Below are 25,361 nucleotides of genomic sequence, written 5' to 3' on the forward strand. Positions count from 1 at the left end.
CTCTCGTTCTTAGCTGCGGCTTGTCCCGGGTCATCAACAGGGGGCGGAGGATATTGTGGAAACCACCAAAAACTACTTCCATCTGCACCTCATTTCGGACTCGACGGGTGAAACGCTGATCGCAGCGGGACGGGCGGCGGCGGCGCAATTCCAGTCTTCGCAGGCGCTCGAACACGTCTATCCGCTGGTTCGAAACCGCAAGCAGCTCATGCCAGTGCTCGATGCGATCGATGGCGCGCCCGGCATCGTGCTCTATACGATCGTCGACCGCGAGCTGTCCGACATCATCGACCAGCGTTGCCGCGAGATGGGCGTGCCCTGTGTTTCGGTGCTTGAGCCGGTGATCGATCTCTTCCAGTCCTATCTGGGAGCGCCGTCGCGCCGCCGGGTCGGGGCACAGCATGTGATGAATGCGGAATATTTCGCCCGCATCGATGCGCTGAATTTCACGATGGATCACGATGACGGGCAGCTTCCCGCCAATCTGGACGAGGCCGATGTCATCCTCGTCGGCATCAGCCGGACATCGAAGACGCCGACCAGCATCTATCTCGCCAATCGCGGCATCAAGACAGCCAATGTGCCGATCGTGCTCGGCGTACCCTTGCCCGACCGGTTGTCGACCACCACAAAACCGCTGGTCGTCGGCCTGATCGCCACCACGGACCGCATCGCTCAGGTGCGACAGAACCGGCTGCTCGGGCAGACGCAGGATTTTCGCGGGCAGGACTATACCGACCGGGCGCAGATTTCCGAGGAGCTGAAATATGCCCGTGCCATCTGCGCGCGCCACAACTGGCCGATCATCGATGTCACGCGCCGCTCCATCGAGGAAACGGCGGCCGCCATCGTTGCGCTTCGCCCCAAGCTTCGTTAACGCGGGGGCATGACCCATGGAGATATCTGGATGACGGCGCCGTTGATCCTGGCTTCGCAAAGCCCCTTTCGCCGCATGCTCATGGGAAATGCCGGCCTGACGTTCCAGACGCAGGCGGCCACTATCGATGAGCGTGCCGCAGAGGCGGCCCTTGCCGCACACAATCCGACACCGCAGGCGATCGCCGAAGCGCTGGCGATCGAGAAGGCGCGGGATGTCGCCCGGCGCAATCCGGGGTCGCTTGTGATCGGCTCGGACCAGACGCTGTCGCTCGAGGGCCTGGTGTTTCACAAGCCGGCGGACATGGCCGAGGCCAAGGCGCACCTGATGGCAATGTCGGGGAAAACCCATTCCTTGAACTGCGGCATTGCGCTGGTACGCGATGGGCAAACGCTGTGGAGCCATGTGTCCATCGCGAACCTGACGATGCGACCGCTGTCGGAAGCCTTTGTCGAGCGACATCTCGCCCGGGTGGGTTCGCGTGTGCTGGCCAGCGTCGGCGCCTACCAGCTCGAAGGCGAGGGGGTTCAGCTATTCGAGCGGATCGACGGGGACTATTTCACAATCCTCGGTCTGCCCCTGCTTCCTCTGCTGGCTAAACTTCGCGATCTCGGTGCCATCGATGCATGATTCACGTGAAACATCCGCCCGCCACGCCTTTGTGACGGGCCATCCGGTCAAACATTCCCGCTCGCCGATCATTCACGGCTATTGGCTGGAAACGCTGGGACTGCCGGGCACTTACACGCGCCAGGAGGTTTCGCCGCAAGATTTCGCCGGCTTCATTTCCCGGCTGAAGGGCGGTGAATCCGGCTTCATAGGCGGCAATGTCACCATTCCGCACAAGGAGGCGGCCTTTGCGCTGGCCGACAGGCCGGACGCCCTGAGCGCGGAACTCGGCGCCTCAAACACGTTGTGGCTCGAAGACGGCGCGCTTCACGCGACGAACACGGACGGCTTTGGTTTTCTCGCCAATCTCGACGCCGTGGCACCAGGCTGGGACAAAACAGGTCGCGCCGTCATTCTCGGGGCAGGCGGTGCGAGCCGGGCGATCATTCAGGCGGTGCGCGACCGCGGTGTTAGCGAAATCCATGTGGTGAACCGCACCGTCGCGCGCGCGCAGGAACTGGCCGACCGTTTTGGGCCAAAAGTCCATGCGCATACCATGGCGGCCTTGCCGGAAGTGTCGAAAGCGGCCGGGCTTTTCGTCAACACGACGTCGCTCGGCATGGATGGCGAACCGGCGCCCGATTTCGATTTTTCGCCGCTGGCAAAGGGCGCAGTGGTCACGGACATCGTTTATGTCCCCCTGCTCACGCCCATCCTTCGTCAGGCCAAGCAGCAGGGATTTGCCACGGTGGATGGTCTCGGCATGCTGCTGCACCAGGCAGCACCGGGTTTCGAAAAGTGGTTCGGGCAGCGACCGACCGTCGACGCGGAACTGCGTCGCCGGATTCTCGCGGATATGGAGGCCCATTGATGATCGTGCTCGGCCTCACCGGATCGATCGGGACGGGCAAGTCCACCACGGCAGCGATGTTCCAGGATCTGTGTGTGCCGGTGCACGACGCGGATGCGACGGTGCACGACTTGTATCGCACGGACGCCGTAGCACCCGTGGCGGAACGTTTCCCCGAAGCCCTGAAAGACGGGGTGATCGACCGGAAAGCATTGTCGGCTGTGCTGGCGCAGGCGCCTGAACGGTTTCGCGAGCTGGAGGCGATCATTCACCCTCTGGTGCGGGCCCGCGAAAAAGCCTTTCTCGATGCGCAGCGCCGCAACGGATCGGCCCTCGTGCTGCTCGATATTCCCCTGCTCTATGAAACGGGCGGGGAAAAGAGGGTGGACAAGGTGGTCGTCGTCACCTGCGATCCGGAGACGCAAAGGCAGCGGGTGCTTGCCCGCCCCGGCATGACGGCGGAAAAATTCGAGTTGATCCTGTCGCGCCAGATGCCGGATGCGGAAAAGCGTCGGCGGGCCGATTTCCTCATCGATACCGGCCGGGGGCTTGAAGCGGCCCGCAAACAGGTGGAAGAGGTGATCCAGGCAATTTTGGCGGACGGGTGACGCTGGTTTACGCCGGACAGCAAAAGAGAGTTGAAGGAACGGCAGACGGATGCGCGAGATCATTTTCGATACGGAAACGACCGGCCTCGACAACAAGCTTGACCGCGTCATCGAGATCGGCGGCGTGGAACTGGAAAACCATTTTCCCACCGGCCGCACCCTGCATCTCTACATCAATCCGGGTGACCGCAAGGTGCATCCCGATGCGCTCGCCGTGCACGGCATCACGGACGAATCCCTGAAGGACAAGCCGTCCTTCGGCGAGGTGGTCGAAAAGATTCTAGAATTCTTCGGCGAGGCCCGCTGGGTCGCGCACAATGCCAATTTCGACATGGGTTTCATCAATGCCGAGCTGGACAGGCTCGGCCGGCCGCCGATCCTGGCGGAGCGGGTAACGGACACCCTGGCGCTGGCGCGTCGAAAACATCCGATGGGGCCGAACTCGCTCGATGCCCTTTGCCGGCGCTACGGCATCGACAACTCACACCGCACGCGACATGGCGCGCTGCTCGATTCCGAACTGCTCGCCGAGGTCTATATCGAGATGCTTGGTGGCCGCCAGGCTGCTCTCGGCCTCGGCACGGCCGAGATGGGTCGCAAGACCCTGGTCGACGCCGAGGACGACGTCGCCCTGCAACTCGGCGCGCGGCCGAAGCCGCTTGCGCCCCGCCTCACCGAGGAAGAGCAGGCCGCGCATGCCGCGATGGTGGGCACGATGGGCGACAAGGCGATCTGGGCGAAATACGACGCTTGATCCGGCTTGGTCTTCAGGCAATAGAAAACGCCCGGTCACCTGGTGGCCGGGCGTTCTCTATTGAAAATCAGTCGGTCGGCTTAGTTGGCCTGAACCTTGGCCTTCACCTGTTCTTCGGCCATGCGCTGGCTGAACATCTGGGCAAAATCGATCGGGTCGATCATCAGCGGCGGGAAGCCGCCGTTGCGGGTGGCGTCGGAAATGATCTGGCGCGCGAAGGGGAAGAGCAGGCGCGGGCACTCGATGAAGAGAACCGGCAGCATGTGCTCCTGCGGGAAACCCGTGACGCGGAAGACGCCGCCATAGGCGAGCTCGGCGTTGAACAGCATCTTGTCGCCGTCCTTGGCTTCCGCGTTCAGCGACAGGATGACGTCGAAGTCCGTTTCGGAAAGCGGGTTGGCGTTGACGTTGACGCTGATGTTGATTGCCGGCGCCTTGTCACGGGCCTGCAGCGACCGCGGTGCACCCGGGTTTTCGAAGGAGAAATCCTTCACATACTGCGCCAGGATGTTGAGCGAAGGGCTCGCGGCGGAATTGTCGGACACTGCGTCGGTCATGGAAACGATCCTCGGGGACTTAAGAAAGTCAGGCCATCTATCATTTCGGCCCCGGGCTTACAACCCTTGGCCCTCAGGGCCGGTCGTCGCGACGGAACTCGCCGTCGTCGAGATCGATGGTGCGTTGCGGGTCGGTTTTCGGCCGGTTGCCCGGCGGCATACCGCCGATATCGACCACAACCACGTTGCGCATCAGCCTGTTCCACAAAAAGCTGCGGACCGGCGGAAGAAAAAGCGCAAGCCCGACGATATCGCTGAGAAAACCCGGAATGAGCAGCAGGATGCCGGCGATGAGGATCATCGCCGCGTCGAGCAGTTCCTTGCCGGGTGCGCGCCCGGCCTGGCCCGACTGCCGCAACCGGTTGAGCACGCCAAAACCCTGGATGCGCATCAGGACGATGCCGGCAATGGCGGAAAGCACGACGAGCGATAGCGTCGGGAACAGGCCGATCCGCCGTCCGACAACAATGAAACAGGCGATTTCCGCCAGCGGCAGCAAAAGAATGAAGAGGGGAACAAAGCGTCTTAACATGGCTTGACTGTCGCACAGATTCGCCGGGATCGATACTGCCGGCGCCTATTCCGCGCGCCTTGGTCGCATTCACATCATCGCCATTTGAATGATCCGGCTTTGCGGACTATATGGGGATAGAAAAGAAAAACAGGAACCGGTTTCGGATCGATAATGGGCTCATTCGACTTTGTAACGATTTTCTTCCTTGTGGCTGCGGTGGTCATCTTCCTGCAATTGCGCAGCGTGCTTGGCCGTCGCACCGGTAGCGAGCGCCCGCCCTTCGATCCCTATTCCAAACGCGAGGGCGTCGGGGAGGCTGATTCGGCCGATCGCGGCAAAGTGGTCACGCTGCCGAAGCGCGATGGCACCGACGAGGAGGAAAGTCCTTATGCCTCCGTCGATGGCTTTGCAGCGCCCGGCACGCCGCTCAACGAATCCCTGCGCAGCGTCGTCAAGGTCGATCCGTCCTTCAACCCGAAGGAATTCGTCAACGGCGCACGTATGGCCTACGAAATGATCGTCGTGGCCTTTGCCGATGGTGACCGCAAGACGTTGAAGAACCTCCTGTCGCGCGAAGTCTATGAAGGTTTTGACGCGGCGATCTCCGAACGCGAAAGCAAGGGCGAGGTCGTTCGCTCCAGTTTCGTCGGCATCGAGAAGGCCGATATCGTCGCGGCCGAGGTCAAGGACAGCGAAGTGAACGTGACGCTGCGCATCATCAGCCAGCTGATCTCCGCCACCTATGACAAGGCCGGCGCGCTGCTCGACGGCGATGCGGAGACGGTGGCCGAGGTCAACGATCTGTGGACCTTCGCCCGCGACATTCGTTCGCGCGATCCGAACTGGAAGCTGATCGCCACCGAATCGGAAGGCTGAGCGGGGCTTTATCATGGACTACAGCCTGGTTCCGGCCCGGTTTTCGGCGCTTCCCGGCTGGGACGACGATGATCCAACGCCGCTGATGGCGGCGATGGCACGTTGTCGTGACCATATCCGCAACACAAAACCCTACAAGACAGGCTCGCTCGGCGTGACCGCCGGCGAGCTTTTGACGTTGCTGGATGCCGCCGCTGACGAGAAACCGGACGGCGCCTTGGCGGTTCGGGCGTTTTTCGAGCGGCATTGCGTGCCGTTCCTGGTCGAAAAGGCGGATGGCTCGTCCGGTTTCGTCACCGCCTTCTATGAGCCGGAGGTGGCCGTGCGGGCGGAGCCCGACGCGGACTATCGTTATCCCTTCTATTCGCGGCCGGACGACCTGGTCGATATCGACGACAACAATCGCCCGGCCGGTTTCGCGCCGGGTTTTGCGTTCGGCCAGTTGAAAGATGGCGCGATCGTCGAACATCCGGATCGCGGGTCGATCGAACGCGGCTATCTCGCGGGCCGCGGGCTGGAAATCGCCTATGCCCGCTCGAAGGTGGACGTGTTCTTCGCCCATGTGCAGGGCGCGGCGCGGCTCGTCTATCCGGACGGGTCCGTCAAGCGCATCACCTACGTCGCCAAGAGCGGCCACCCGTTCTCGCCGATCGGCAAGCTGTTGATTGATCGTGGCGCGATCGATGCGGCGACGGTGTCGATGGCCTCGATCCGCGACTGGCTTGCACGCCATGAGACCGAGGTGGACGAGGTGCTCTGGCACAACCGCTCCTTCATCTTCTTCAAGGAAGCGGCGGTGAGCGATGATCTGCTCGGTCCGATTGCCGCCGCCAAGGTGCCACTGGTCGCCGGTCGCTCGCTCGCTGTCGACCGGATGATCCATACATTCGGCCTGCCGTTCTTCATTTCCAGCGATAGCCTCACCCACATGGATGAGGGGAAACCCTTCCGGCGCCTGATGCTGGCGCTCGATACGGGCACCGCCATCGTCGGCCCGGCGCGCGGCGATATCTTTACCGGTTCGGGAGATGCGGCGGGTGCGCTGGCGGGCCATGTGCGCAACGCGGCGACCTTCCATATCCTCATTCCCAAGGCGGCTGCGGGGCGCTACCTCGATGCCGAAGGATAAGACGCTTTCCAGCGAGGACCGCATCCTCTGGGGCAAGGTGGCGCGCAGCACACGCGCCATGCCGGGCAAACTCGATGCCCTGACGGAACTCGAAGCTGTCTTTGCGGAGAAGGTCGAGGCGCAGACGGCGCCGGAGCCGAAAAAGGCAAAGGCCGACAAGCCGGCCGCCGCCGACATCGCCCTCAGTGCCGCTCGCGGCAAGGAGATCCGCCACCATCCGCTGGAGCGGCCGGTGAAGCGCAAGATCGCCAAGGGGCGTCTGGCGCTGGAAGCCCGCATCGACCTGCACGGCATGATCCAGAGCGAGGCGCACGGTTTCCTGCTCGGCTTCCTCATCAAGGCACATGCGCGGGGCCTGCGGCATGTGCTGGTCATCACCGGCAAGGGCACGTCGCTCGGCAGCGACGGCGCCTTGAAGCGGGCGGTGCCACTGTGGTTTTCGCTGCCGGAATTTCGCCCGCTGATCTCGTCCTACGAGCCGGCAGCGCGCAACCATGGCGGGGAGGGCGCACTCTATGTGCGGCTCGCCCGTCATCCGGGGGACAAGCCATGACGACGCCGTTCGGCAAGGCGGTCCGGCATCTGCGCGACCGCAAGGGCGTATCGCAGAAGGACATGGCGAAGGCACTTGGCGTCAGCCCGGCCTATCTTTCGGCGCTGGAGCATGGCAAGCGCGGCATGCCGAGCTTTGATTTCCTCCAGCGCGTTGCCGGATATTTCAATGTCATCTGGGACGAAGCGGAAGAACTTTTCCGCATTGCCCAGATTTCCGACCCGCGTATCGTGGTCGATACGGCCGGCCTGCCACCGGAATACACGGCCTTCGCCAACCGGCTTTCGGCGGAAATTCGCAGCCTGCCGCCCGAGACGGTGCGCCGTCTTGCCGGTATTCTCGAGAAAGCTTGCAATTCCCGGGTAAAACCCGGTTGATTCCCTGAATTCTGCCGTGTTTACGCGCTCTCAGGTTTGGAACTTCAGGGCAAAATCCCTATATTCAAAGACTTGGAAAGCGGTGATTCGCCGCGCTTCCCGCCTTCCGCGAAACCTCTGGCCCGCGAAATCTGGAAAGACGTTTGAATGACTGACACACCCGAGACCGAAAACGGCCCGGCCGAGTATGGCGCAGATTCGATCAAGGTCCTCAAGGGCCTCGATGCCGTGCGCAAACGTCCCGGCATGTATATCGGCGATACCGATGACGGTTCGGGTCTGCATCACATGGTCTACGAGGTCGTCGACAACGCCATCGACGAGGCGCTGGCCGGCCATGCGGATATCGTGACGGTCACGCTCAATGCGGACGGGTCCGTGACGGTGACCGACAACGGCCGTGGCATTCCGACCGACATCCACAAGGAAGAGGGCGTCTCGGCGGCCGAGGTCATCATGACCCAGCTGCATGCCGGCGGCAAATTCGATCAGAACTCCTACAAGGTGTCCGGCGGTCTGCACGGCGTGGGCGTTTCCGTGGTGAATGCGCTGTCCGTCAAATTGAAGCTGAAGATCCGCCGCGCCGGCAAGATCCATGAAATGAGCTTTACCCATGGCGTGGCCGATGGTCCGCTGGCGGTAACCGGCGAATGTGGCGACGAGACCGGTACGGAAGTGACCTTCCTGCCGTCGACGGACACGTTTTCGAACATCGAGTTCGTCTATTCGACGCTCGAGCATCGCCTGCGTGAACTCGCCTTCCTGAATTCCGGCGTGCGCATCCTGCTCACCGATCGCCGGCATTCGGATATCAAGCAGGACGAATTGATGTATGAGGGCGGTCTTGAAGCCTTCGTGCACTACCTCGACCGTGCGAAGAAGTCGCTGGTGCAAAAGCCCATCGCCATCCGCGGCGAGAAGGATGGCATCACGGTCGAAGTCGCGATGTGGTGGAACGATAGCTACCACGAGAACGTGCTCTGCTTCACCAACAACATTCCCCAGCGCGACGGCGGCACGCATATGGCGGGCTTCCGCGGCGCGCTGACCCGCCAGGTCGTTTCCTATGCCGATACGTCCGGCATCATGAAGCGCGAAAAGGTGACGCTGCAGGGCGAAGACTGCCGCGAAGGTCTGACGGCGGTGCTTTCGGTCAAGGTTCCCGATCCGAAATTCTCCTCGCAGACCAAGGACAAGCTCGTCTCCTCCGAAGTCCGTCCCGTGGTGGAAAACCTCGTCAACGAGGCACTGTCCACCTGGTTCGAGGAACATCCGACAGACGCGAAGATCCTCGTCGGCAAGGTCGTCGAGGCCGCTGCCGCCCGCGAGGCGGCGCGCAAGGCGCGTGAGCTGACGCGGCGCAAGGGCGCGCTCGACATTTCCTCGCTGCCCGGCAAGCTTGCCGACTGCTCCGAGCGTGATCCGGCGAAGTCCGAAGTCTTCCTCGTCGAGGGCGATTCGGCCGGTGGTTCCGCCAAGCAGGGCCGTTCGCGCGAAAACCAGGCCATTCTCCCCTTGCGCGGGAAAATCCTGAACGTCGAGCGCGCGCGTTTCGACAAGATGCTCTCCAGCCAGGAAATCGGCACGCTGATCACCGCGCTTGGCACGTCGATCGGCAAGGACGAGTTCAACGCCGACAAGCTGCGCTACCACAAGATCATCATCATGACGGACGCCGACGTGGACGGCGCGCATATCCGGACCCTGCTGCTCACCTTCTTCTTCCGGCAGATGCCGGAACTGATCGAGCGCGGCCACCTCTACATCGCCCAGCCGCCGCTCTATAAGGTGGCGCGCGGCAAATCGAGCCAGTACCTCAAGGACGAGAAGGCGCTGGAAGATTACCTGATCAATGCCGGTCTCGACGATGCGACGCTGGAACTGGCTTCCGGCGAGGTACGCGCCGGCCAGGACATCCGCGAACTCATCCAGGATGCGCTGCGTCTGCGCTCGCTGCTCGATGGCCTGCATTCGCGCTACAGCCGCTCGATCGTCGAGCAGGCCGCCATTTCCGGCGCCCTGAACCTCGAACTCAGCCACGACCGCGAGGCCTATGCCGCCAAGGCGGAAGAGGTCGCCCGCCGGCTCGACCTGATCTCCGAAGAGACGGAGCGCGGCTGGACCGGGTCGGTCGCCACAGACGGCGGCCTGCGTCTGGAGCGCATGGTGCGCGGCGTCAAGGAATTCGCCCATGTCGACATGGCGCTGATCGGCTCGTCCGATGCCCGCCACATCGACCAGTTGTCCGCGCGCTTCCAGGAAGCCTATACGGTGCCGCCGGTGCTGCGCCGCAAGGACGGCCAGACCGAAATCACCGGCCCGCGCGCCCTGCTCGACGCCGTGTTTGCTGCCGGCCGCAAGGGCCTGTCGATGCAGCGCTACAAGGGTCTTGGCGAAATGAATGCCGAGCAGCTTTGGGAAACGACGCTCGATCCGAACGTGCGCTCGCTGCTGCAGGTGAAGGTCAACGATGCGACCGATGCCGACGGTCTCTTCGCCCGCCTGATGGGCGACGAGGTCGAGCCGCGCCGCGACTTCATCCAGGAAAATGCGCTGAGCGTCGCCAATCTCGACATCTGATCCGGAAGGAGCCGCCGAAAGGCGGCTCTTCCATTTTGTCGGTCAGGCGGTGAATTTGCCTTCGGAGACGAACTCCGCGACCGGCTTGCGCGTGCTCGGCACCTCGCGCTTCATGAGGTCCTCCGGCAGCGTCTCCTTCGGCGCGATCTTGCCGATCGCCAGCCCGGCCTCCACGCGAAAACCCTCCGGAACGCCAAGAACCTGCACCGCCTTTTCGCGGTCGATGCCGCCCATGCCGTGCGCGTGGTAGCCGGCGCGCGTCGCTTCAAGGGCGAGATAGGCCCAGGCGGCACCCGTATCGAAGGCGTGGGTATAGGCGGGCCGCAACTCGCCGTCGGCACTCTTGCGGTGGGTCTGCGAGATGATCACGACGAGCACGGAGGCCTTGTCGGCCCAGCGGCGGTTGCCCTCGTCCAGCGTGTTGTAGATCGTTTCGAACGCCTCGGTGCCGCGATGGCCGTAGACGAAGCGCCACGGCTGGCCGTTGGCGGCGGACGGCGCCCAGCGTGCCGCCTCGAACAGCGAGAGCAGCGTCTCCTGCGGCATGGCTTCGCCGGTGAAGGCGCGGGGCGACCAGCGGTCGAGGAAGAGCGGGGCGATAGCGTGGTCCGCGATGCGGCCGGTAGGATGGGTCATGACAAGCCTCGAATTCAGGGTTTACGCCCCGACCTTAGCCGCGCATTCGGCCGCCGCGAAGCGGTAAAATCGCATGTCTGTCGCATTGTCGAAGGGGGTGCGAAGGCAATATAACCCTTGCAACATTGAGAAACGGCATCGCGAAATGGGAGATATCCGATGAGCCTGAAAGACCCGAGCCTGCTGCGCCAGGCAGCCCTTGTCGGCACGCGCTGGATCGACGCGGATTCGAGCGGCATCGCCGTGAAGAACCCTGCGACCGGTGAACTGGTCGGCTATGTCCCGAGGCTCGGCGCCAAGGAGACCAAGGAAGCGATCGACGCGGCCGCCAGCGCCCAGAAGGGCTGGGCCGCGCGCACCGCCAAGGAGCGCTCGGGCGTGCTGCGCAAATGGTTCGAGCTGATGATCGACAACAAGGACGATCTCGGCCGCATCCTGACCATGGAACAGGGCAAGCCGCTCGCTGAAGCGACCGGCGAAATCGTCTATGGCGCAAGCTTCGTCGAATGGTTTGCCGAGGAAGCGCGCCGTCTCTATGGCGATATCATTCCCGGCCATCAGAAGGACAAGCGCCTTCTGGTGATGAAACAGCCGATCGGCGTCGTCGCGGCCATCACGCCGTGGAACTTCCCCAACGCCATGATCACCCGCAAGGCCGGGCCCGCCTTCGCCGCCGGCTGCGCCATGGTGCTGAAGCCCGCCTCGCAGACGCCGTTCTCGGCCATCGCCATCGCCATCCTCGCCGAACGCGCCGGCCTGCCCGCCGGCCTGTTCAGCGTGATCACCGGCTCTGCCCGCGAAATCGGCGCGGAAATGACCGCCAATCCGACGGTGCGCAAACTCACCTTCACCGGTTCGACGGAAATCGGCGCCGAGCTTTACAGGCAGTCCGCCCCGACCATCAAGAAGCTCGGCCTCGAGCTTGGCGGCAATGCACCCTTCATCGTTTTCGACGATGCCGATCTCGATGCGGCCGTCGAGGGCGCGCTGATTGCGAAATTCCGCAACAACGGCCAGACCTGCGTCTGCGCCAACCGGCTCTATGTGCAGGATGCCGTCTATGATGCCTTCTCCGAAAAGCTCGCCGCCGCCGTCGGCAAGCTGAAGACCGGCAACGGCTTCGATGAAGGTGTGATTCTCGGCCCGCTGATCGATACGGCTGCCCTCGAAAAGGTCGAGGAACACGTTTCCGACGCCGTCAAGAAGGGCGGCCGGGTCGTGCAGGGCGGCAAGCGCCATGCGCTCGGCGGCACCTTCTACGAGGCGACCGTCATTGCCGACGTGACGCCGGACATGGCGGTCGCGCGCGAAGAAACCTTCGGCCCCGTCGCGCCGCTCTTCCGCTTCACGGACGAGGACGACGTCATCGCCCAGGCGAATGACACCGAGTTCGGCCTTGCCTCCTATTTCTACGCCAAGGAGCTGTCGCGGGTGTTCCGCGTCGCCGAGGCGCTGGAATATGGCATGGTCGGCGTCAATACCGGGCTGATCTCGACGGCGGAAGCCCCCTTCGGCGGTGTCAAGCTGTCCGGCCTCGGCCGCGAGGGCTCGCGCTACGGCATCGAGGAATTCACCGAGATCAAATATGTCTGCCTCGGCGGCATCGCCTGAGCAACATCCATTGAGAGACCCGGCCGGCATCGTCCGGCCGGTTTCGTTTTGAGAGGAAAAATCGTGTCCGCACCCAAAAATACCTTCAAGGCCGCCCTTCGCGACGGTCGGTTCCAGCTCGGGCTCTGGGCAGCCCTCGGCAGCGCCTATGCCGTGGAAATCCTCTCGACGAGTGGCTATGACTGGCTGTTGATCGATGGCGAACACGGCCCGAACGACATGCCGCTGATGAGCGCGCAGGTCGGTGCGCTGCGTCATTCGGCGACCCATGCCATGGTGCGTCCGCCGATGGGCGAGGCCTGGATCCTGAAGCAATTGCTCGATCAGGGCGCCCAGACCTTCCTCATCCCCATGGTCGAATCGGCTGCGCAGGCGGAAGCCCTGGTGCGCGCCGTGCGCTACCCGCCGCATGGCATCCGCGGCGTCGGCGCCGGCCTCGGCCGGGCGAGCGATTTCAGCCGCACGCCGGATTACATAACCACCGCGAATGACCAGATCTGCCTGATCGTGCAGGTCGAAAACAAGGCGGGCCTTGCGGCGGTCGATGAAATCGCGGCGGTCGAGGGTGTCGACGGCATCTTCATCGGCCCGTCGGATCTTGCCGCGGATATGGGTCACCTCGGCAATCCGGGCGCCCCGGAGGTTTTGGCGGCGATTACGCATATCTTCGCGCGCACCAAGGCCCACGGCAAGGCGCGCGGCATCATGACGGTTTCGCTGCCGCAGGCCGAGGTCTACCGCGATCTCGGTGCGGACTTCATGGCCATCGGCACCGACGTCAACTGCCTCGTATCGGCCGTTGACGGCCTTCGCCGCCGCTTCCTCGGCGAGGATGTTTCGGACAAACGCAGCGGCGGTTACTGAACGCCGGCGATGTCCAGCAGCGCCGGTTTCGGGACATCCGGTGTCCAGGCGTGGAAATCGACGAGGCGACGGACGAGTTTTTCGGCGTGATGGTTGGCGATGTCGCGCAGGCGGTGGTCGAGAAACGGATTGTCGAAACGGTCCATCGTCGCGGCGACATAGGCCTCCGCTTGCCTGCGCAGACCCCTCGCCGCAAAGCCGGGGATGACCTCGGCCGTGTAGAGGGACAGAAGCCGCTGGCGGATAGCGGCGTCGCGCAGCATCGCCTTTACGGTTTCGTCGGCGGGGCGATTTTCCTTCATCCAGACATCGGCAAGCACCGTGTGGCCGAGGTTGAGGATGTGCAGTTTCAGTTTCTCATAGGGCGTCAGGTCGTCGACGACGAGCATGGCCGGGTGCCGGCATGGCAGCACCAGGCCGGGCTGGTTTTCGATTGCCCACAGCGCGTAGGGCTCGGCCACCGCGCCAGCCGGCTCGATCGGCGCGGAGACGATCCGGTCGACCAGCGTATTGGCCCAGACCACGTCGGTTAATAGCCATTCACGAAAGTCGGACTCCGGGTAACGATTGGCCTGGAGATCGAGGATCAATCGCTTCAGCACGTCGCCGTTTCTGGAAACCAATTCACACGGCAGCACGGTCAGCTTTCGGCGATTCGTCTGGAAGCGTTCATGGAGCAGCGCCAGAAGCTTGCCGGGAAACGAGGGCGGAACCGGGTCCGCAAGATCGTCGTCCCCGACGTCGTAGCCGGTATCGCCGGTGTTCGACAGCACGACACCGGCTTCCTCGCAAAAGATCCGCCGGACATCATCCCAGTCGGTTGCCGTCGAAAGCGCGCGTCTGACGCTGACGACCCGCTGTTCGCGCTCGATGTCACGGCCGTCCTGCCGGCCGCGTATGATCACGGGATAACCGCCCGGCGCCGCCAGTGCGGCAAGGCGTCCGGCGCGTTCGGGCGAACCGGTCGTCTGGACGACGGTAATGGCACCGAGCGCCTCGCCCTTCTCCAGCGCCTCGCTGACGAAGAGATCCGCATGTGCCTGCAGGAAGCGGCTCGTTCCGAATTGCACGATAGGCGTCGGCATGGCGGGCTCTCAGTTGATGGATTGCAGCAGCGTTTCGCGCGCCGATTTGAGGTGCTGCCGGCAGGCGAGTTCGATCTCGATCGCATCGCGCGAGCGCAGGGCAGCAATATAGGCAAGGTGTTCCTCCAGCGCCCGGGCATTGCGCTGGCGCGCATTCGTCTTGTTCCACTGGTAGTGATAGTGGAAGACGATGGCGATCACGTCGTAGAAATCGACGATGAAACGGTTCTTCGAGGCGCGGTGCACCAGCAAGTGAAAACGCTCGTCGAGTTCGGAGAAATCCAGGTAGCGATTGTCGATATCGGCGAGAATCGCGTGGTGCACGGCCTCGATCGCCTCGAGTTCCTGCCAGGCGGGATGATCCCCCGGCAGCCGGGCGAAGGCGACCGCCGAGCGCAGTTCGAACATTTCGCGCACCTCCGTCAGCTCTAGGGCGAATTCGCGGGTAAAACCCTTCAGCACCCAATGGCTGTTCGGCCGCTTTTCGATGAGCCCGAAGCGGCTAAAGCGGATCAGGAATTCGCGCACGCTGGTCGTGCCGATGCCGATCTCGCGGGCAAGCTCCAGCTCGTTGATCTGCATGCCGGGCTCGGCGCCGCCGGCGAGAATCCGGCGCATGAAACTGCGTTCGATGATTTCGGAGAGCGAATCCGTCTCTTCGGTGGGAAAGTAGTCGGCAGCGACCGGTTTTCTCAGCACGATCTTGCGCCGCTTTTCCCAGGTCAGCAGGCCGATCTCCTCCAGCCGGGTCAGGATCGCCCGCACGGTCGTGCGGCTGACGCCGAGCGTGGCGCCGAGTTCCGGCTCGGACGGCAGGCTCGCCGTCTGCTCCAGAAGTTTGACGCAGCGATTGAAGGCGTCCTTGAAGACGGTGTTCTGTTTGGCCATGGGTGCCGCCGGTTGCTGGGTGTCGCGTCCCTTAATGGCTGACCGGGCAAATGGCCAGACGTCCGGCACGCAACGCGCCGCCCGCTGTCATCCTCCCGCTTCCTCCTTCCCGCATATTACCCATTGACGGCAATCTGTCTATTGTCGATAAAAGACAAAACGTCGATGAGAGGACATCGGCGAGGAGGCCCGCATGAAGACCAGGACCATCGGGAGGACGGGGCTTGCCGTCACCGAATTCAGTTTCGGCACGGCGTCGCTTGGCGGGCTGTACCGGGCCTGCCCGCGCGAGACGGCCATGGCCACACTGAATGCCGCCTGGGATGAGGGCCTGCGCTACGTCGATACCGCGCCCTGGTACGGCTTCGGGCTCGCCGAGCGCTACACCGGCGACTTTCTGCGCGAGAAGCCCAAAGGCAGCTATGTGCTTTCGACAAAGGTCGGCCGCGTCATGGTGCCGGTGCCGGATGACAAGGTTCCGAACTACGGTTTTGTCGATCCGCTGCCCTTCGACGTACTCTACGACTATAGCTATGACGGCATCATGCGTTCCGTCGAGTTGAGCTACGCGCGGCTCGGGCTCAATCGTATCGATATCCTCTACGTGCACGATATCGGTGTTTACACACACGGTGCCGAGCGCAACGCCGTCTATATCAGGCAGTTGCTGGATTCCGGGCTCAAGGCACTCGGCGAGTTGAAGTCGACGGGCGTCATCAGCGCGTTCGGGCTTGGCGTGAACGAAGTTCCCGTCTGCCTCGATGTCATGCGGCACGTCGATCTCGACTGCATCCTGCTCGCCGGTCGTTACACGCTGCTCGATCGTTCGGCGGTGGCGGATCTTCTGCCGCTCTGTGTGGAGAAGGGCACATCGCTGGTGGTGGGCGGCGTCTTCAATTCCGGCATCCTTGCGACCGGCCCGGTCGCGGGCGCGCATTTCGACTATATGCCGGCGACGTCGGAGACCCAGGCCAAAGTGGGCGCGATGGTGGGGATTGCCGAGGAGAAGGGCCTGCCACTTGCCGCGCCCGCCCTGCATTTTCCGTTGCAGCACCCCGCCGTGGCGTCCGTCCTGCTCGGCACCGCCAAACCCGAAAGCCTGCGCCGCAACATGACGCTCGCGCGCAGGGATGTACCAAAAGATATTTACCCGGCTTTCGAGCCCTATACGCTGGTAGCGCCGGAACTGGCGCTGGAAGCTGTCCGGCAGTAAGTCCGATCTGGGAGGATCGCAAAGCCATGTTGAGAGGCATTCATCCGCTGCTTGGGCCGGACCTGCTGCATGCGCTCAGGACCATGGGCCATGGCGACGACATCGTCATCGCCGACGCGAATTTCCCGTCGAGTTTCCTCGGCCCCAAGGTGATCCGGGCGGACGGCGTCGATGCGGTGTCGATCACCGAGGCCGTGCTGGCGCATATGCCGCTCGACACCTTCGTGCCGCAGGCTGCCTGGCGCATGGAGGTCGTGGGTGATCCTGCGGCCGTGCCGGACATCTGCGTGACGTTTCAGAACCTGGTGCGCGAATTGGCCGGTGATTTCACCGTTCACGCGGTCGAGCGTTTTGCCTTCTATGAGATGGCGAAGAAGGCGGCCTATATTGTCGCGACGACGGAATTCCGGCTTTATGGCAATATCATTCTGAAGAAGGGTGTCGTGCACCCGGATGAGGTCTACCGGGTCTAGAACAACGCCAGCAAACGTGCGCGAGGGTTTTGCTTTCGGCGTTGTTTGACGGATCAAGATACCGGCGGCCACCGTTTGGGAGGACGGATGGCAATGGACTGGAACGCTTGGAAATGCAGCCTTTTTGCGAAGAATTGCTTGCTTGCCAAGGAGGGCAGGCAGGTATAGCGTGCCCTATAAATGTTTTTTATCGATAAAAGATCGAGTTGTTCGCTTCCTGCGGCCCGATCCAAAGAGGAACAGGAGGCATCTGAGAGGAGAAACCTGATGAGCATTGTAAGATCGCTTCTGTCTCGCCGCGCCTTCACGGCGCTGGCGGGTGCCGCAGTCCTCGCCACCATGGCCCCTGCCGCGTCCTTCGCGCAGGACGTCACCATCCCGATCATCGTCAAGGACACCACGTCTTTCTACTGGCAGATCGTGCTCGCGGGTGCCCGCGCCGCCGGCAAGGATCTTGGCGTCAACGTGCCGGAACTCGGTGCGCAGTCGGAATCCGACATCAATGGCCAGATCACCATTCTCGAAAATGCCGTGGCCGGCGGCCCGGCCGCGGTCGTCATTTCGCCGACGGAATTCAAGGCGCTCGGCAAGCCGGTCGATGAGGCGGCAAAGTCCGTTCCGATCATCGGCATCGACTCCTCGGCGGATTCCAAGGCCTTTACGTCGTTCCTGACAACCGACAACGTGCAGGGCGGTCGCATCGGCGCCGATGGCCTTGCTGCCGCCATCAAGGCCGCGACCGGCAAGGAAGAGGGCGAGATCGCCATCATCACCAGCCTGCCGGGTGTCGGTTCGCTCGACCAGCGCCGCGAGGGCTTCCTGGATCAGGTGAAGACGAAATATCCGGGCCTGAAGGTCGTGGCCGATAAATATGCGGACGGCCAGGCCACCACCGGCCTCAACATGATGACCGACCTCATCACCGCCAACCCCAACCTCGTCGGCGTCTTTGCCTCCAACCTCATCATGGCGCAGGGCGTCGGCCAGGCGATCGCCGAAAACAAGCTCGGCGACAAGATCAAGGTCATCGGCTTCGACTCGGATGAAAAGACCGTCGGTTTCCTCAAGGAAGGCGTGCTCGCCGGCCTCGTCGTGCAGGATCCCTATCGCATGGGCTATGACGGCGTGAAGACGGCGCTCGCCGTCTCCAAGGGCGAGAAGGTCGAAGCCTTCGTCGATACGGGTGCGAACCTCGTGACGAAGGACAACATGGCCGATCCGAAGATCGATGCCCTGCTGAACCCGAAGATCTGATCGGTTTGACGATTTCCCGCCCGGGCTACAAAATCCGGGCGGGACGCTTCCCCGGAGTCAGGAGGAGACTGCGATGAGCAGCCTTGAAGAGCTCAGCCATCGGCATGAAGACGAGGCGAAGCTCGCCGAATCCGAGACCGTGCCGCGTGGCGCGCCGATCCTCGAACTGCGCGGGCTTCAGAAGAAATACGGCCTCGTCGAGGCGCTGAAACCGGCGACGGTGACCTTTCTGGCGGGCGAGATCCACGCCATCGTCGGCGAAAACGGCGCCGGCAAATCGACGCTTATCAAGCTCCTGACCGGTGTCATCCGCCGCACCGCCGGCGAGGTTTTCTGGTGCGGCAAGCCCGTGCAGCTGGCGACGCCCACCGAAGCGATTTCCCGCGGCATCAATGCCGTGCATCAGGAAGTGGTGCTCTGCCCGCACCTGTCGGTGGCGGCCAACATGTTCCTCGGCGACGAGATGGATCGCTACGGGCTGATGCGCAAGGGCGCCATGGAGCGCGCGGCCCAGGCGGTGCTCGACGATCTGGGTTTCCAGTTGCCGGCCGCCGCCCCCCTCCAGAACCTGACCATCGGCCAGCAGCAGCTCGTCGCGACGGCCAAGGCCGCCATGCGCGGCATCCGCTTCCTCATCTTCGACGAGCCGACAGCCTATCTGACGCGGCAGGAATCCGCCCAGCTCTTCCGGCTCATTCGCCGGCTACGCGATCAGGGTGTCACCATCGTCTATATCAGCCACCGCATGGAGGAAGTGTTCGAGCTTGCCGACCGTGTTTCGGTCCTGCGTGATGGCACCCATGTCGGCACGCGCCTCATCGGCGTGACCAACGAGAACGAGCTGATCGCGCTGATGATCAACCGCACGATCGAGCAGATCTACCACAAGGAAAAGGTGCCGATCGGCAATGTCATCGTCGAGACAAAGGGACTGTCCGGCCCCGGTTTCGAGGATGTGTCGCTGTCGGTGCGCGCGGGCGAGATCGTCGGCCTTTATGGCCTGATCGGTGCCGGTCGCAGCGAATTTGCGCTCGGCCTCTATGGCCGCCAGCCGGTTTCGGCCGGGGAGATCTTCTGGGACGGCAGGAAGGTCGACATCCGCAACGAACGCACGGCGATGGACCTCGGCATCGCGCTGGCGCCGGAAAGTCGCCGCGACCAGGGCCTCTGCCTCAACCTGCCGATCGGCCTCAACATCAACCTGCCGGTGTTGAAGCGGCTGAGTTCCGGCCTGGTGATCCGCAAGGGCGACGAGGCGGCGAATGCCGACCGGCAGATCCGCGATCTTCGCATCAAGACGCCGTCGCGCCGCGTGCTGGCGTCGGCCATGTCCGGCGGCAACCAGCAGAAGATCGTCATCGGCAAGTGGCTGAGCCACGGCGCCCGGCTCTTCATTTTCGACGAACCGACCGTCGGCGTCGATGTCGGCACCAAGGCGGAAATCTATCGCCTGTTCGGCGAACTGTTGAAACAGGGCGCCGGCATCATCCTCATCTCGTCCTACCTGCCGGAAGTCTACGAGCTTTCCGACCGGCTGCATGTCTTCCGTGGCGGCCGGCTCGTCGCCAGTCACGACCACCGGGTGGCCTCGCACGAGGACGTCCTGACCCAGGCCATCGGTATCTAGAGCAATCCAGCAAAAGTGCGCAGCGGTTTTGCGTCTGGCACTGCGTAAAACACGCTGAACGTCACGCGATAAGGGAGAAGAAACATGAGCGTGGAGACGACGACGGAAAGCGCACCGGCACCGAAGAAGGGCACCAACATCCTGCTCGGCCTGACGCTGCTCGGCCTCCTGTTGTTCCTCTGGCTGCTGCTTGGCCTGTCGACCAATGCGTTCTGGACGCCGGGCAATATCAGCAACCTGTTGCGCCAGGGGGCGATGACGGCGATCCTCGCCGTCGGCCAGACCTTCGTCATCATCACCGCCGGCATCGACCTGTCCGTCGGCGCCATCGTCGGCTTCACCAGCGTCATCGTCGCCTGGCTGCTGCAGGCCGGCGTGCCGCTCTGGGCATCGATCATCCTGACGCTGCTGATGGGTGTCGCGATCGGCACCTTCCACGGGTTCGGCATCGTGCGCATGGGCCTGCCGCCCTTCATCATCACGCTCGCCACGCTGACCTCGCTGCGCGGCATCGGTCTTTTGATCACCAACGGCTCGACGATCTCGATCAACCACGAAGGCTTCACCAACTTCTCCCGCACCGATTTCCTCGGTGTGCCGAGCCTGTTCTGGATGGTTATCCTGGTGGCGATCCCGGCCTTCGTCTTCCTGCATCTCTCGCGCTTCGGCCGCTATCTGTTCGCGGTCGGCTCGAACAGCGAGGCGGCGCGGTTGTCCGGCGTCAATGTAAACCGCACGATCTATCTCGCCTATATCCTCTCGGCCACCTGTGCCGCCTTCGTCGGCCTGCTGCTCGCCTCTCGCATCGGCATCGGCAATGCCACGCAGGCGGAAGGCTGGGAGCTTCAGGCGATCGCTTCCTCCGTCATCGGCGGCACCAGCCTGTTCGGCGCGGTCGGCTCGGTGCACGGACCCCTGCTCGGCGCCTTCATCCTGGCGACCATCAACAATGGTGCGAACCTCCTGAACGTCAATTCGTTCTGGCAGCGCATCATCACCGGCCTGCTGATCATCGTCATCGTCTATTTCGACCAGTTGCGCCGCCGCGGAAGCCGTTGAGATGAAAGCCATCGTCTGCATCGAACCCGGCCGGCTGGAAATGACCGACCGTGAAAACCCCGGCGCGCCGCCGGACGGCTGGGTGCGCGTCGCCGTCAGCCATGTCGGCATCTGCGGCACCGATTACCACATCTTCGAAGGCAAACACCCGTTCCTCGACTATCCCCGGGTGATGGGCCACGAGGTCTCCGCCATCGTCACCGACCCGGGCGGAAGCGGACTGGCCGCCGGCACATCGGTTGTCGTAAACCCCTACATTTCCTGTGGCATCTGCATCGCCTGCCAGAAGGACAAGCCGAATTGCTGCACGGCGATCCGCGTGCTCGGCGTGCATACCGATGGCGCGCTCTGCGAGGAAATCCTCGTTCCTGCCGATAATCTTTACCCGGCTGACGGTCTTTCCCTGGAGGCGGCAGCGACCGTGGAATTTCTGGCGATCGGCGCCCATGCCGTGCGTCGCTCGCTGGCGCCGGCAGGATCCCGCGCGCTGGTCATCGGTGCCGGGCCGATCGGCCTGGGCACCGCGCTGTTCTCCCGTATCGCCGGGCACGCCGTGACGCTGATGGACACGTCCACGGAACGTCTCGCCATGGCCAGCGAGCGGTTCGGATTCGACGACGGCATCCTCGCAGGCGCGACGGCGGCCGAGATGGTGCTTGATGCAACCGGCGGCGATGGTTTCGATGTCGTGTTCGATGCGACCGGCTACGCGGCGTCGATGCAGGCTGCCTTCGCCTATGTCGCCCATGGCGGCGCGCTCGTGCTGGTCAGCGTGGTGAAGGACGACATCCGCTTCTCCGACCCGGAGTTCCACAAGCGTGAAATGATGCTGGTCGGCAGCCGCAACGCGACGCGCGTGGATTTCGAGCATGTGATGGCGGCGATCCGCGCCGGGCAGGTCCCGGTGGACAGGCTCGTCACCCACCGCACCACGCTGGAGCGCGTTCCCCTCGACCTTGCCCGCTGGGCGGCGGAAAAGGCCGGCCTCATCAAGGCCATCGTGCAGGTTGCCGCCTGAACCGGGCGGAAAACGCTGCGGAAGAGTAAATTGCGTTCATGCCCGCGAAAGGTTCGCGGGCTTAGGATGGCCATGCGGCGTGTTGCCACGCAGCGAAAACATGTTAGTCTTTTCGCATCTGCGGAAACCGGTGGTGCAGCGGGCTTGGGCCTTGCACCGGGAAATGGGATAACGCGTCCGATGTATTATCAGCTCTACGAACTCAATCATGCGATGATGGCGCCCTGGCGCGTCGTTGCCGACCAGATGCGCATCGCCTTCCGCAACCCGCTCAATCCGCTGACGCACACCACGTTCGGCCGCACCATGGCCGCAGGCTTCGAGGTTCTCGAACGCACCACCCGCCGCTACGGCAAGCCCGAATTCGGTCTCCCCACCACCGTTGTCGACGGCCAGACCATTTCGGTCCACGAAAAGGTCGTCTGGAAGCAGCCCTTCTGCAACCTCATCCATTTTGAGCGTTGTCTGCCGGCCGGCCACCGCAAGGACCCGAAAATCCTGATCGTCGCGCCGATGTCCGGCCACTATGCGACGCTCTTGCGCGGCACGGTCGAAGCGCTGCTGCCTCATGCGGAAGTGCACATCACCGACTGGGTGGATGCGCGCATGGTGCCGCTTTCCGACGGTGCCTTCGACCTCGACGACTATATCGACTACGTCATCCAGATGCTGCATGCGCTGGGGCCGGATACGCATGTGATCGCCGTCTGCCAACCGGCCGTGCCGGTGCTGGCCGCCGTTGCCGTCATGGAGGCCGACAACGACCCGCTGTCTCCGTCCACCATGACCTTGATGGGCGGGCCTATCGACACGCGCATCAACCCGACCGCGGTCAACAAGCTTGCGGAAGAAAAGCCGATCGACTGGTTCCGCGACAATGTCATCATGCCGGTGCCGTGGCCGCAGCCCGGCGTCATGCGCATGGTCTATCCGGGCTTCCTGCAGCTCTCCGGCTTCATGTCGATGAACCTCGACCGCCACGTCGTGGCCCACAAGGAGTTCTTTGCGCATCTCGTGAAGAACGATGGCGATGCAGCGGAAAAGCACCGGGATTTCTACGACGAATATCTGGCGGTCATGGACCTGACGGCGGAGTTCTATCTCCAGACGGTCGAAACGGTCTTCATGAAACACGCTCTGCCGAAGGGCGAGATGATGCACCGCGCCCGACCCGTGGATACGACGGCGATCCGCAACGTGGCGCTCCTGACCGTCGAAGGCGAGAACGACGACATTTCCGGCGTCGGCCAGACCAAGGCGGCGCAGACCATCTGCACCAACATTCCGGAGCATATGCGCATGCACTACATGCAGCCGGATGTCGGCCATTACGGCGTCTTCAACGGCTCGCGCTTCCGCAAGGAGATCGCGCCGCGCATCCTGTCCTTCATCGGCGAGCATGGTAAGGGCCAGAGGGCAAAGCCGGTGCCGCGCGTCATCAAGGGTGGCAAGGCGGGCGCCGCGTCCTGATTTTTAGGGCTGCTTTCAGGCACTTGTCGGAATTAACGACGCATCGTCTTGAACGCGATGGGCGGTCTAACCACATCGGAATCACCGGAAACCGAGGTGGTTTCCGCCGATCGTGAGGAAGATTGCACATGAACCAGTCAGCCCTGATCCGTCCCGACTGGACGCCTGCGACCATCGCCCTGATGGTGCTCGGCTTCGTGGTGTTTTGGCCGCTCGGCCTCGCCATGCTCGCCTACATCATCTTCGGCGACCGCCTAAAATCCTTCAAGAAAGACGCCAACGACAATCTCGATGGCATGTTCGCCTCCTGCCGCAGCAAGTTCGGCCGTGGTCGCGGTCCTTCCGCTTTCCGCGCCGCGACCGGCAACGTCGCCTTCGACGACTGGCGTGATGCCGAGCTCGCCCGCCTCGACGAGGAGCGCCGCAAGCTCGACGAGATGCGCGAGGAGTTCGATGCCTATAGCCGCGAGCTGCGCCGTGCCAAGGACCAGGAGGAGTTCGACCGTTTTATGCGCGAACGTCGCGCCAGCGGCCAGAGTGACGTCCCGGGCTTCCCGGCCACGTAACCGCCTCACCCCGTCATCCTCGGGCTTGCCCGAGGATCCACGCAGCACCCGCGACATGGATGGTCGGGTCGAGCCCGACCATGACGAAAGAGAGGGCGTGAATTCCCGACCGGCGCCCAGGCGCCGGTTTTTTCGTTGGGACGTTTCAGCCCGGGCCGAATCGGCTATGAAAGGCAGCATGTTTTCCTCGCTTCGCAAGCCGCGCAAGGCCCTGAAGACGCCGCCCCCGCCGGAAAGGCGCGAGGTCGATGTCAACGGCCGGCGCCTGCCGCTCACCATCCGGCGGGATTTTCGCGCAACGCGCCTGACGCTGCGCATCGAACCTGGCGGCCGGGCGCTGCGCATGACGGTGCCATCAGGCGTGCCGGAGCGCGATATCCGCGATTTCCTCGATCGTCATCAGGGCTGGCTGATGACCAAGCTGGCAAAGTTCCGCACCACTAACGAACTGGCGGACGGCGGTTATGTGATGATCCGCGGCGTGTCCCACCGCATCGAGGCGACCGGCCGGCTGCGTGGCCTCACGGAATCCGTGATCGTCGATGACGAGGCGGTGCTGCGCGTCGGCGGCATGGAAGAGAGCATCCCGCGCCGCATCAGCGATTTCCTGAAGAAGGAGGCGCGGCTGGAGCTGGACAGGCTGGTTGCCGTGCACGCCGGCCGCATTGGCAGGAAAGTGAAGTCGCTGACGCTGCGCGATACCCGCAGCCGCTGGGGCTCCTGCTCGGCCGATGGCGCGCTCAGCTTTTCCTGGCGCATCGCCATGGCGCCACCCGGTGTCATCGATTATCTCGCGGCCCATGAAGTGGCGCATCTGCGCGAGATGAACCACAGCCCGGCCTTCTGGGCGCTGTGCGAACAGCTCTGCCCGACGACGGAAGAGTCGAAACGCTGGCTGAAGCGTAATGGCAGCCTGCTGCACGCCCTGGATTTCGGCTGATACCTAGCGGCGGTCACCCAGCGCATCACGGATTTTCCTGTCCGTATTATACTGCCCCAGCGCATAGACGGCCCAGATGGCGGCAGGCAGCCAGCCGATCAGCGTGATCTGCAAGATGAGGCAAATAATGCCGGCAATCGGCCGCCCGATGGTGAAAAACACGAGAAAGGGCAGGAGGATGGCAATGATGAGCCGCATGGAGGTCTCCGGTCCAAAGCAATTCCAGGAAAAGTGTGAAGCGGTTTTCCGTCGGAATTGCGCAATACAATAATCTCCATTCCATATGGGCGCATTCCGCTGTCATGCAAGGGTGCCGGTTCCGGACGATTCGTCGCCGTCTTTCGGCTCGACTCTTCGGGAAAATCGTGCGACT

Annotated in this window: 27 protein-coding genes; 21 read left to right on the forward strand and 6 right to left on the reverse strand. The window is 63.2% G+C overall.

The annotated features are described in order from the left end of the window. The first annotated feature begins 55 nt into the window (after nucleotides 1–55). From GR138_RS21780 to dnaQ, 5 genes are read left to right on the forward strand one after another with little or no spacing between them, the layout of a single operon-like run. The gene (locus GR138_RS21780; protein WP_160861364.1) at nucleotides 56–877 is read left to right on the forward strand and encodes a pyruvate, phosphate dikinase/phosphoenolpyruvate synthase regulator; all 822 of its coding nucleotides are present in this window, start codon (nucleotides 56–58) and stop codon (nucleotides 875–877) included. Nucleotides 878–907: 30 nt separating this feature from the next. Continuing rightward, entirely contained in the window at nucleotides 908–1,507 is a 600-nt protein-coding gene (locus tag GR138_RS21785) for a Maf-like protein (protein ID WP_160861365.1), read from the forward strand. Then, entirely contained in the window at nucleotides 1,500–2,357 is an 858-nt protein-coding gene (locus GR138_RS21790) for a shikimate dehydrogenase (RefSeq protein WP_160861366.1), read from the forward strand. The genes GR138_RS21785 and GR138_RS21790 overlap by 8 nt, the downstream gene beginning before the upstream one ends. Continuing rightward, nucleotides 2,357–2,944 carry a dephospho-CoA kinase gene (gene coaE / locus GR138_RS21795; RefSeq protein WP_160861367.1) on the forward strand — a complete coding sequence of 196 codons (588 nt, stop codon included), beginning with the start codon at nucleotides 2,357–2,359 and terminating at the stop codon, nucleotides 2,942–2,944. The genes GR138_RS21790 and coaE overlap by 1 nt, the downstream gene beginning before the upstream one ends. A 49-nt stretch (nucleotides 2,945–2,993) precedes the next feature. Beyond that, on the forward strand, nucleotides 2,994–3,698 hold the full coding sequence (dnaQ, locus tag GR138_RS21800) for a DNA polymerase III subunit epsilon (RefSeq protein WP_160861368.1): 705 nt from the start codon (nucleotides 2,994–2,996) through the stop codon (nucleotides 3,696–3,698). An 80-nt stretch (nucleotides 3,699–3,778) separates the two neighbouring features. Here dnaQ and secB read toward each other — a convergent pair whose 3' ends face one another. Together secB and GR138_RS21810 are read right to left on the reverse strand one after the other, a co-directional pair. Continuing rightward, nucleotides 3,779–4,255 (reverse strand): protein-export chaperone SecB, encoded by a 477-nt coding sequence (secB, locus tag GR138_RS21805; RefSeq protein WP_069060538.1) that lies wholly within the window; start codon nucleotides 4,253–4,255, stop codon nucleotides 3,779–3,781. 73 nt (nucleotides 4,256–4,328) lie between these two features. Then, entirely contained in the window at nucleotides 4,329–4,787 is a 459-nt protein-coding gene (locus tag GR138_RS21810) for an FxsA family protein (protein WP_160861369.1), read from the reverse strand. A 153-nt stretch (nucleotides 4,788–4,940) separates the two neighbouring features. On the opposite strand from GR138_RS21810, the gene GR138_RS21815 reads away from it, so the two are divergent. The 5 genes from GR138_RS21815 to gyrB all read left to right on the forward strand — a co-directional run bounded on the left by GR138_RS21815 (nucleotide 4,941) and on the right by gyrB (nucleotide 10,284). Beyond that, on the forward strand, nucleotides 4,941–5,645 hold the full coding sequence (locus GR138_RS21815) for a Tim44/TimA family putative adaptor protein (protein ID WP_160861370.1): 705 nt from the start codon (nucleotides 4,941–4,943) through the stop codon (nucleotides 5,643–5,645). A 13-nt stretch (nucleotides 5,646–5,658) separates the two neighbouring features. After that, complete coding sequence (mltA, locus tag GR138_RS21820) at nucleotides 5,659–6,774, forward strand: murein transglycosylase A (RefSeq protein WP_160861371.1); 1,116 nt, start codon at nucleotides 5,659–5,661, stop codon at nucleotides 6,772–6,774. Further along, entirely contained in the window at nucleotides 6,761–7,327 is a 567-nt protein-coding gene (locus GR138_RS21825) for a Smr/MutS family protein (protein WP_160861372.1), read from the forward strand. Before mltA ends, GR138_RS21825 begins: the two co-directional genes overlap by 14 nt. After that, entirely contained in the window at nucleotides 7,324–7,704 is a 381-nt protein-coding gene (locus tag GR138_RS21830; protein WP_160861373.1) for a helix-turn-helix domain-containing protein, read from the forward strand. Before GR138_RS21825 ends, GR138_RS21830 begins: the two co-directional genes overlap by 4 nt. A gap of 147 nt (nucleotides 7,705–7,851) precedes the next feature. Further along, nucleotides 7,852–10,284: a DNA topoisomerase (ATP-hydrolyzing) subunit B gene (gyrB, locus tag GR138_RS21835; RefSeq protein ID WP_160861374.1), complete on the forward strand. Its 2,433-nt coding sequence runs from the start codon at nucleotides 7,852–7,854 to the stop codon at nucleotides 10,282–10,284. Between the two features lie 42 nt (nucleotides 10,285–10,326). Here the strand turns inward: gyrB and GR138_RS21840 are convergent, their stop codons facing one another. Then, complete coding sequence (locus GR138_RS21840) at nucleotides 10,327–10,920, reverse strand: nitroreductase family protein (protein ID WP_160861375.1); 594 nt, start codon at nucleotides 10,918–10,920, stop codon at nucleotides 10,327–10,329. A 159-nt stretch (nucleotides 10,921–11,079) separates the two neighbouring features. Between GR138_RS21840 and gabD the strand changes: the two genes are divergently transcribed. Then, nucleotides 11,080–12,531 (forward strand): NADP-dependent succinate-semialdehyde dehydrogenase, encoded by a 1,452-nt coding sequence (gene gabD, locus GR138_RS21845; RefSeq protein WP_160861376.1) that lies wholly within the window; start codon nucleotides 11,080–11,082, stop codon nucleotides 12,529–12,531. 63 nt (nucleotides 12,532–12,594) lie between these two features. After that, complete coding sequence (locus GR138_RS21850; protein WP_160861377.1) at nucleotides 12,595–13,395, forward strand: aldolase/citrate lyase family protein; 801 nt, start codon at nucleotides 12,595–12,597, stop codon at nucleotides 13,393–13,395. Here the strand turns inward: GR138_RS21850 and GR138_RS21855 are convergent. Together GR138_RS21855 and GR138_RS21860 are read right to left on the reverse strand one after the other, a co-directional pair. Continuing rightward, nucleotides 13,389–14,480 carry a mannitol dehydrogenase family protein gene (locus tag GR138_RS21855; RefSeq protein WP_160861378.1) on the reverse strand — a complete coding sequence of 364 codons (1,092 nt, stop codon included), beginning with the start codon at nucleotides 14,478–14,480 and terminating at the stop codon, nucleotides 13,389–13,391. The genes GR138_RS21850 and GR138_RS21855 overlap by 7 nt on opposite strands. Before the next feature lie 9 nt (nucleotides 14,481–14,489). Beyond that, nucleotides 14,490–15,368 carry a GntR family transcriptional regulator gene (locus GR138_RS21860; RefSeq protein WP_160861379.1) on the reverse strand — a complete coding sequence of 293 codons (879 nt, stop codon included), beginning with the start codon at nucleotides 15,366–15,368 and terminating at the stop codon, nucleotides 14,490–14,492. 193 nt (nucleotides 15,369–15,561) lie between these two features. Between GR138_RS21860 and GR138_RS21865 the strand changes: the two genes are divergently transcribed. From GR138_RS21865 to GR138_RS21905, 9 genes are all read left to right on the forward strand, one after another. Further along, the gene (locus tag GR138_RS21865; protein ID WP_160861380.1) at nucleotides 15,562–16,581 is read left to right on the forward strand and encodes an aldo/keto reductase; all 1,020 of its coding nucleotides are present in this window, start codon (nucleotides 15,562–15,564) and stop codon (nucleotides 16,579–16,581) included. Nucleotides 16,582–16,607: 26 nt separating this feature from the next. Further along, nucleotides 16,608–17,054 carry an RbsD/FucU family protein gene (locus GR138_RS21870; RefSeq protein WP_160861381.1) on the forward strand — a complete coding sequence of 149 codons (447 nt, stop codon included), beginning with the start codon at nucleotides 16,608–16,610 and terminating at the stop codon, nucleotides 17,052–17,054. A 267-nt stretch (nucleotides 17,055–17,321) separates the two neighbouring features. Next, a complete protein-coding gene (locus tag GR138_RS21875) occupies nucleotides 17,322–18,308 on the forward strand; it encodes an ABC transporter substrate-binding protein (RefSeq protein WP_160861382.1) in 987 nt (328 codons plus the stop codon). Nucleotides 18,309–18,381: 73 nt separating this feature from the next. Beyond that, the gene (locus GR138_RS21880) at nucleotides 18,382–19,935 is read left to right on the forward strand and encodes a sugar ABC transporter ATP-binding protein (RefSeq protein ID WP_160861383.1); all 1,554 of its coding nucleotides are present in this window, start codon (nucleotides 18,382–18,384) and stop codon (nucleotides 19,933–19,935) included. 84 nt (nucleotides 19,936–20,019) lie between these two features. Then, a complete protein-coding gene (locus tag GR138_RS21885) occupies nucleotides 20,020–20,994 on the forward strand; it encodes an ABC transporter permease (protein WP_160861384.1) in 975 nt (324 codons plus the stop codon). Between the two features lies 1 nt (nucleotide 20,995). Further along, complete coding sequence (locus tag GR138_RS21890; protein ID WP_160861385.1) at nucleotides 20,996–22,012, forward strand: zinc-binding alcohol dehydrogenase family protein; 1,017 nt, start codon at nucleotides 20,996–20,998, stop codon at nucleotides 22,010–22,012. Nucleotides 22,013–22,192: 180 nt separating this feature from the next. Then, the gene (gene phaZ / locus GR138_RS21895) at nucleotides 22,193–23,482 is read left to right on the forward strand and encodes a polyhydroxyalkanoate depolymerase (protein WP_160861386.1); all 1,290 of its coding nucleotides are present in this window, start codon (nucleotides 22,193–22,195) and stop codon (nucleotides 23,480–23,482) included. A gap of 128 nt (nucleotides 23,483–23,610) precedes the next feature. Next, entirely contained in the window at nucleotides 23,611–24,048 is a 438-nt protein-coding gene (locus tag GR138_RS21900; protein WP_160861387.1) for a DUF2852 domain-containing protein, read from the forward strand. Between the two features lie 178 nt (nucleotides 24,049–24,226). After that, on the forward strand, nucleotides 24,227–24,988 hold the full coding sequence (locus tag GR138_RS21905) for a M48 family metallopeptidase (RefSeq protein WP_160861388.1): 762 nt from the start codon (nucleotides 24,227–24,229) through the stop codon (nucleotides 24,986–24,988). Nucleotides 24,989–24,991: 3 nt separating this feature from the next. On the opposite strand, the gene GR138_RS21910 is transcribed toward GR138_RS21905, so the two are convergent. Further along, nucleotides 24,992–25,186, reverse strand: a complete 195-nt coding sequence (locus GR138_RS21910; protein ID WP_160861389.1) for a YqaE/Pmp3 family membrane protein — start codon at nucleotides 25,184–25,186, stop codon at nucleotides 24,992–24,994. Between the last annotated feature and the right edge of the window lie 175 nt (nucleotides 25,187–25,361).

The organism is Shinella kummerowiae (assembly GCF_009827055.1).
Classification (GTDB): domain Bacteria; phylum Pseudomonadota; class Alphaproteobacteria; order Rhizobiales; family Rhizobiaceae; genus Shinella; species Shinella kummerowiae.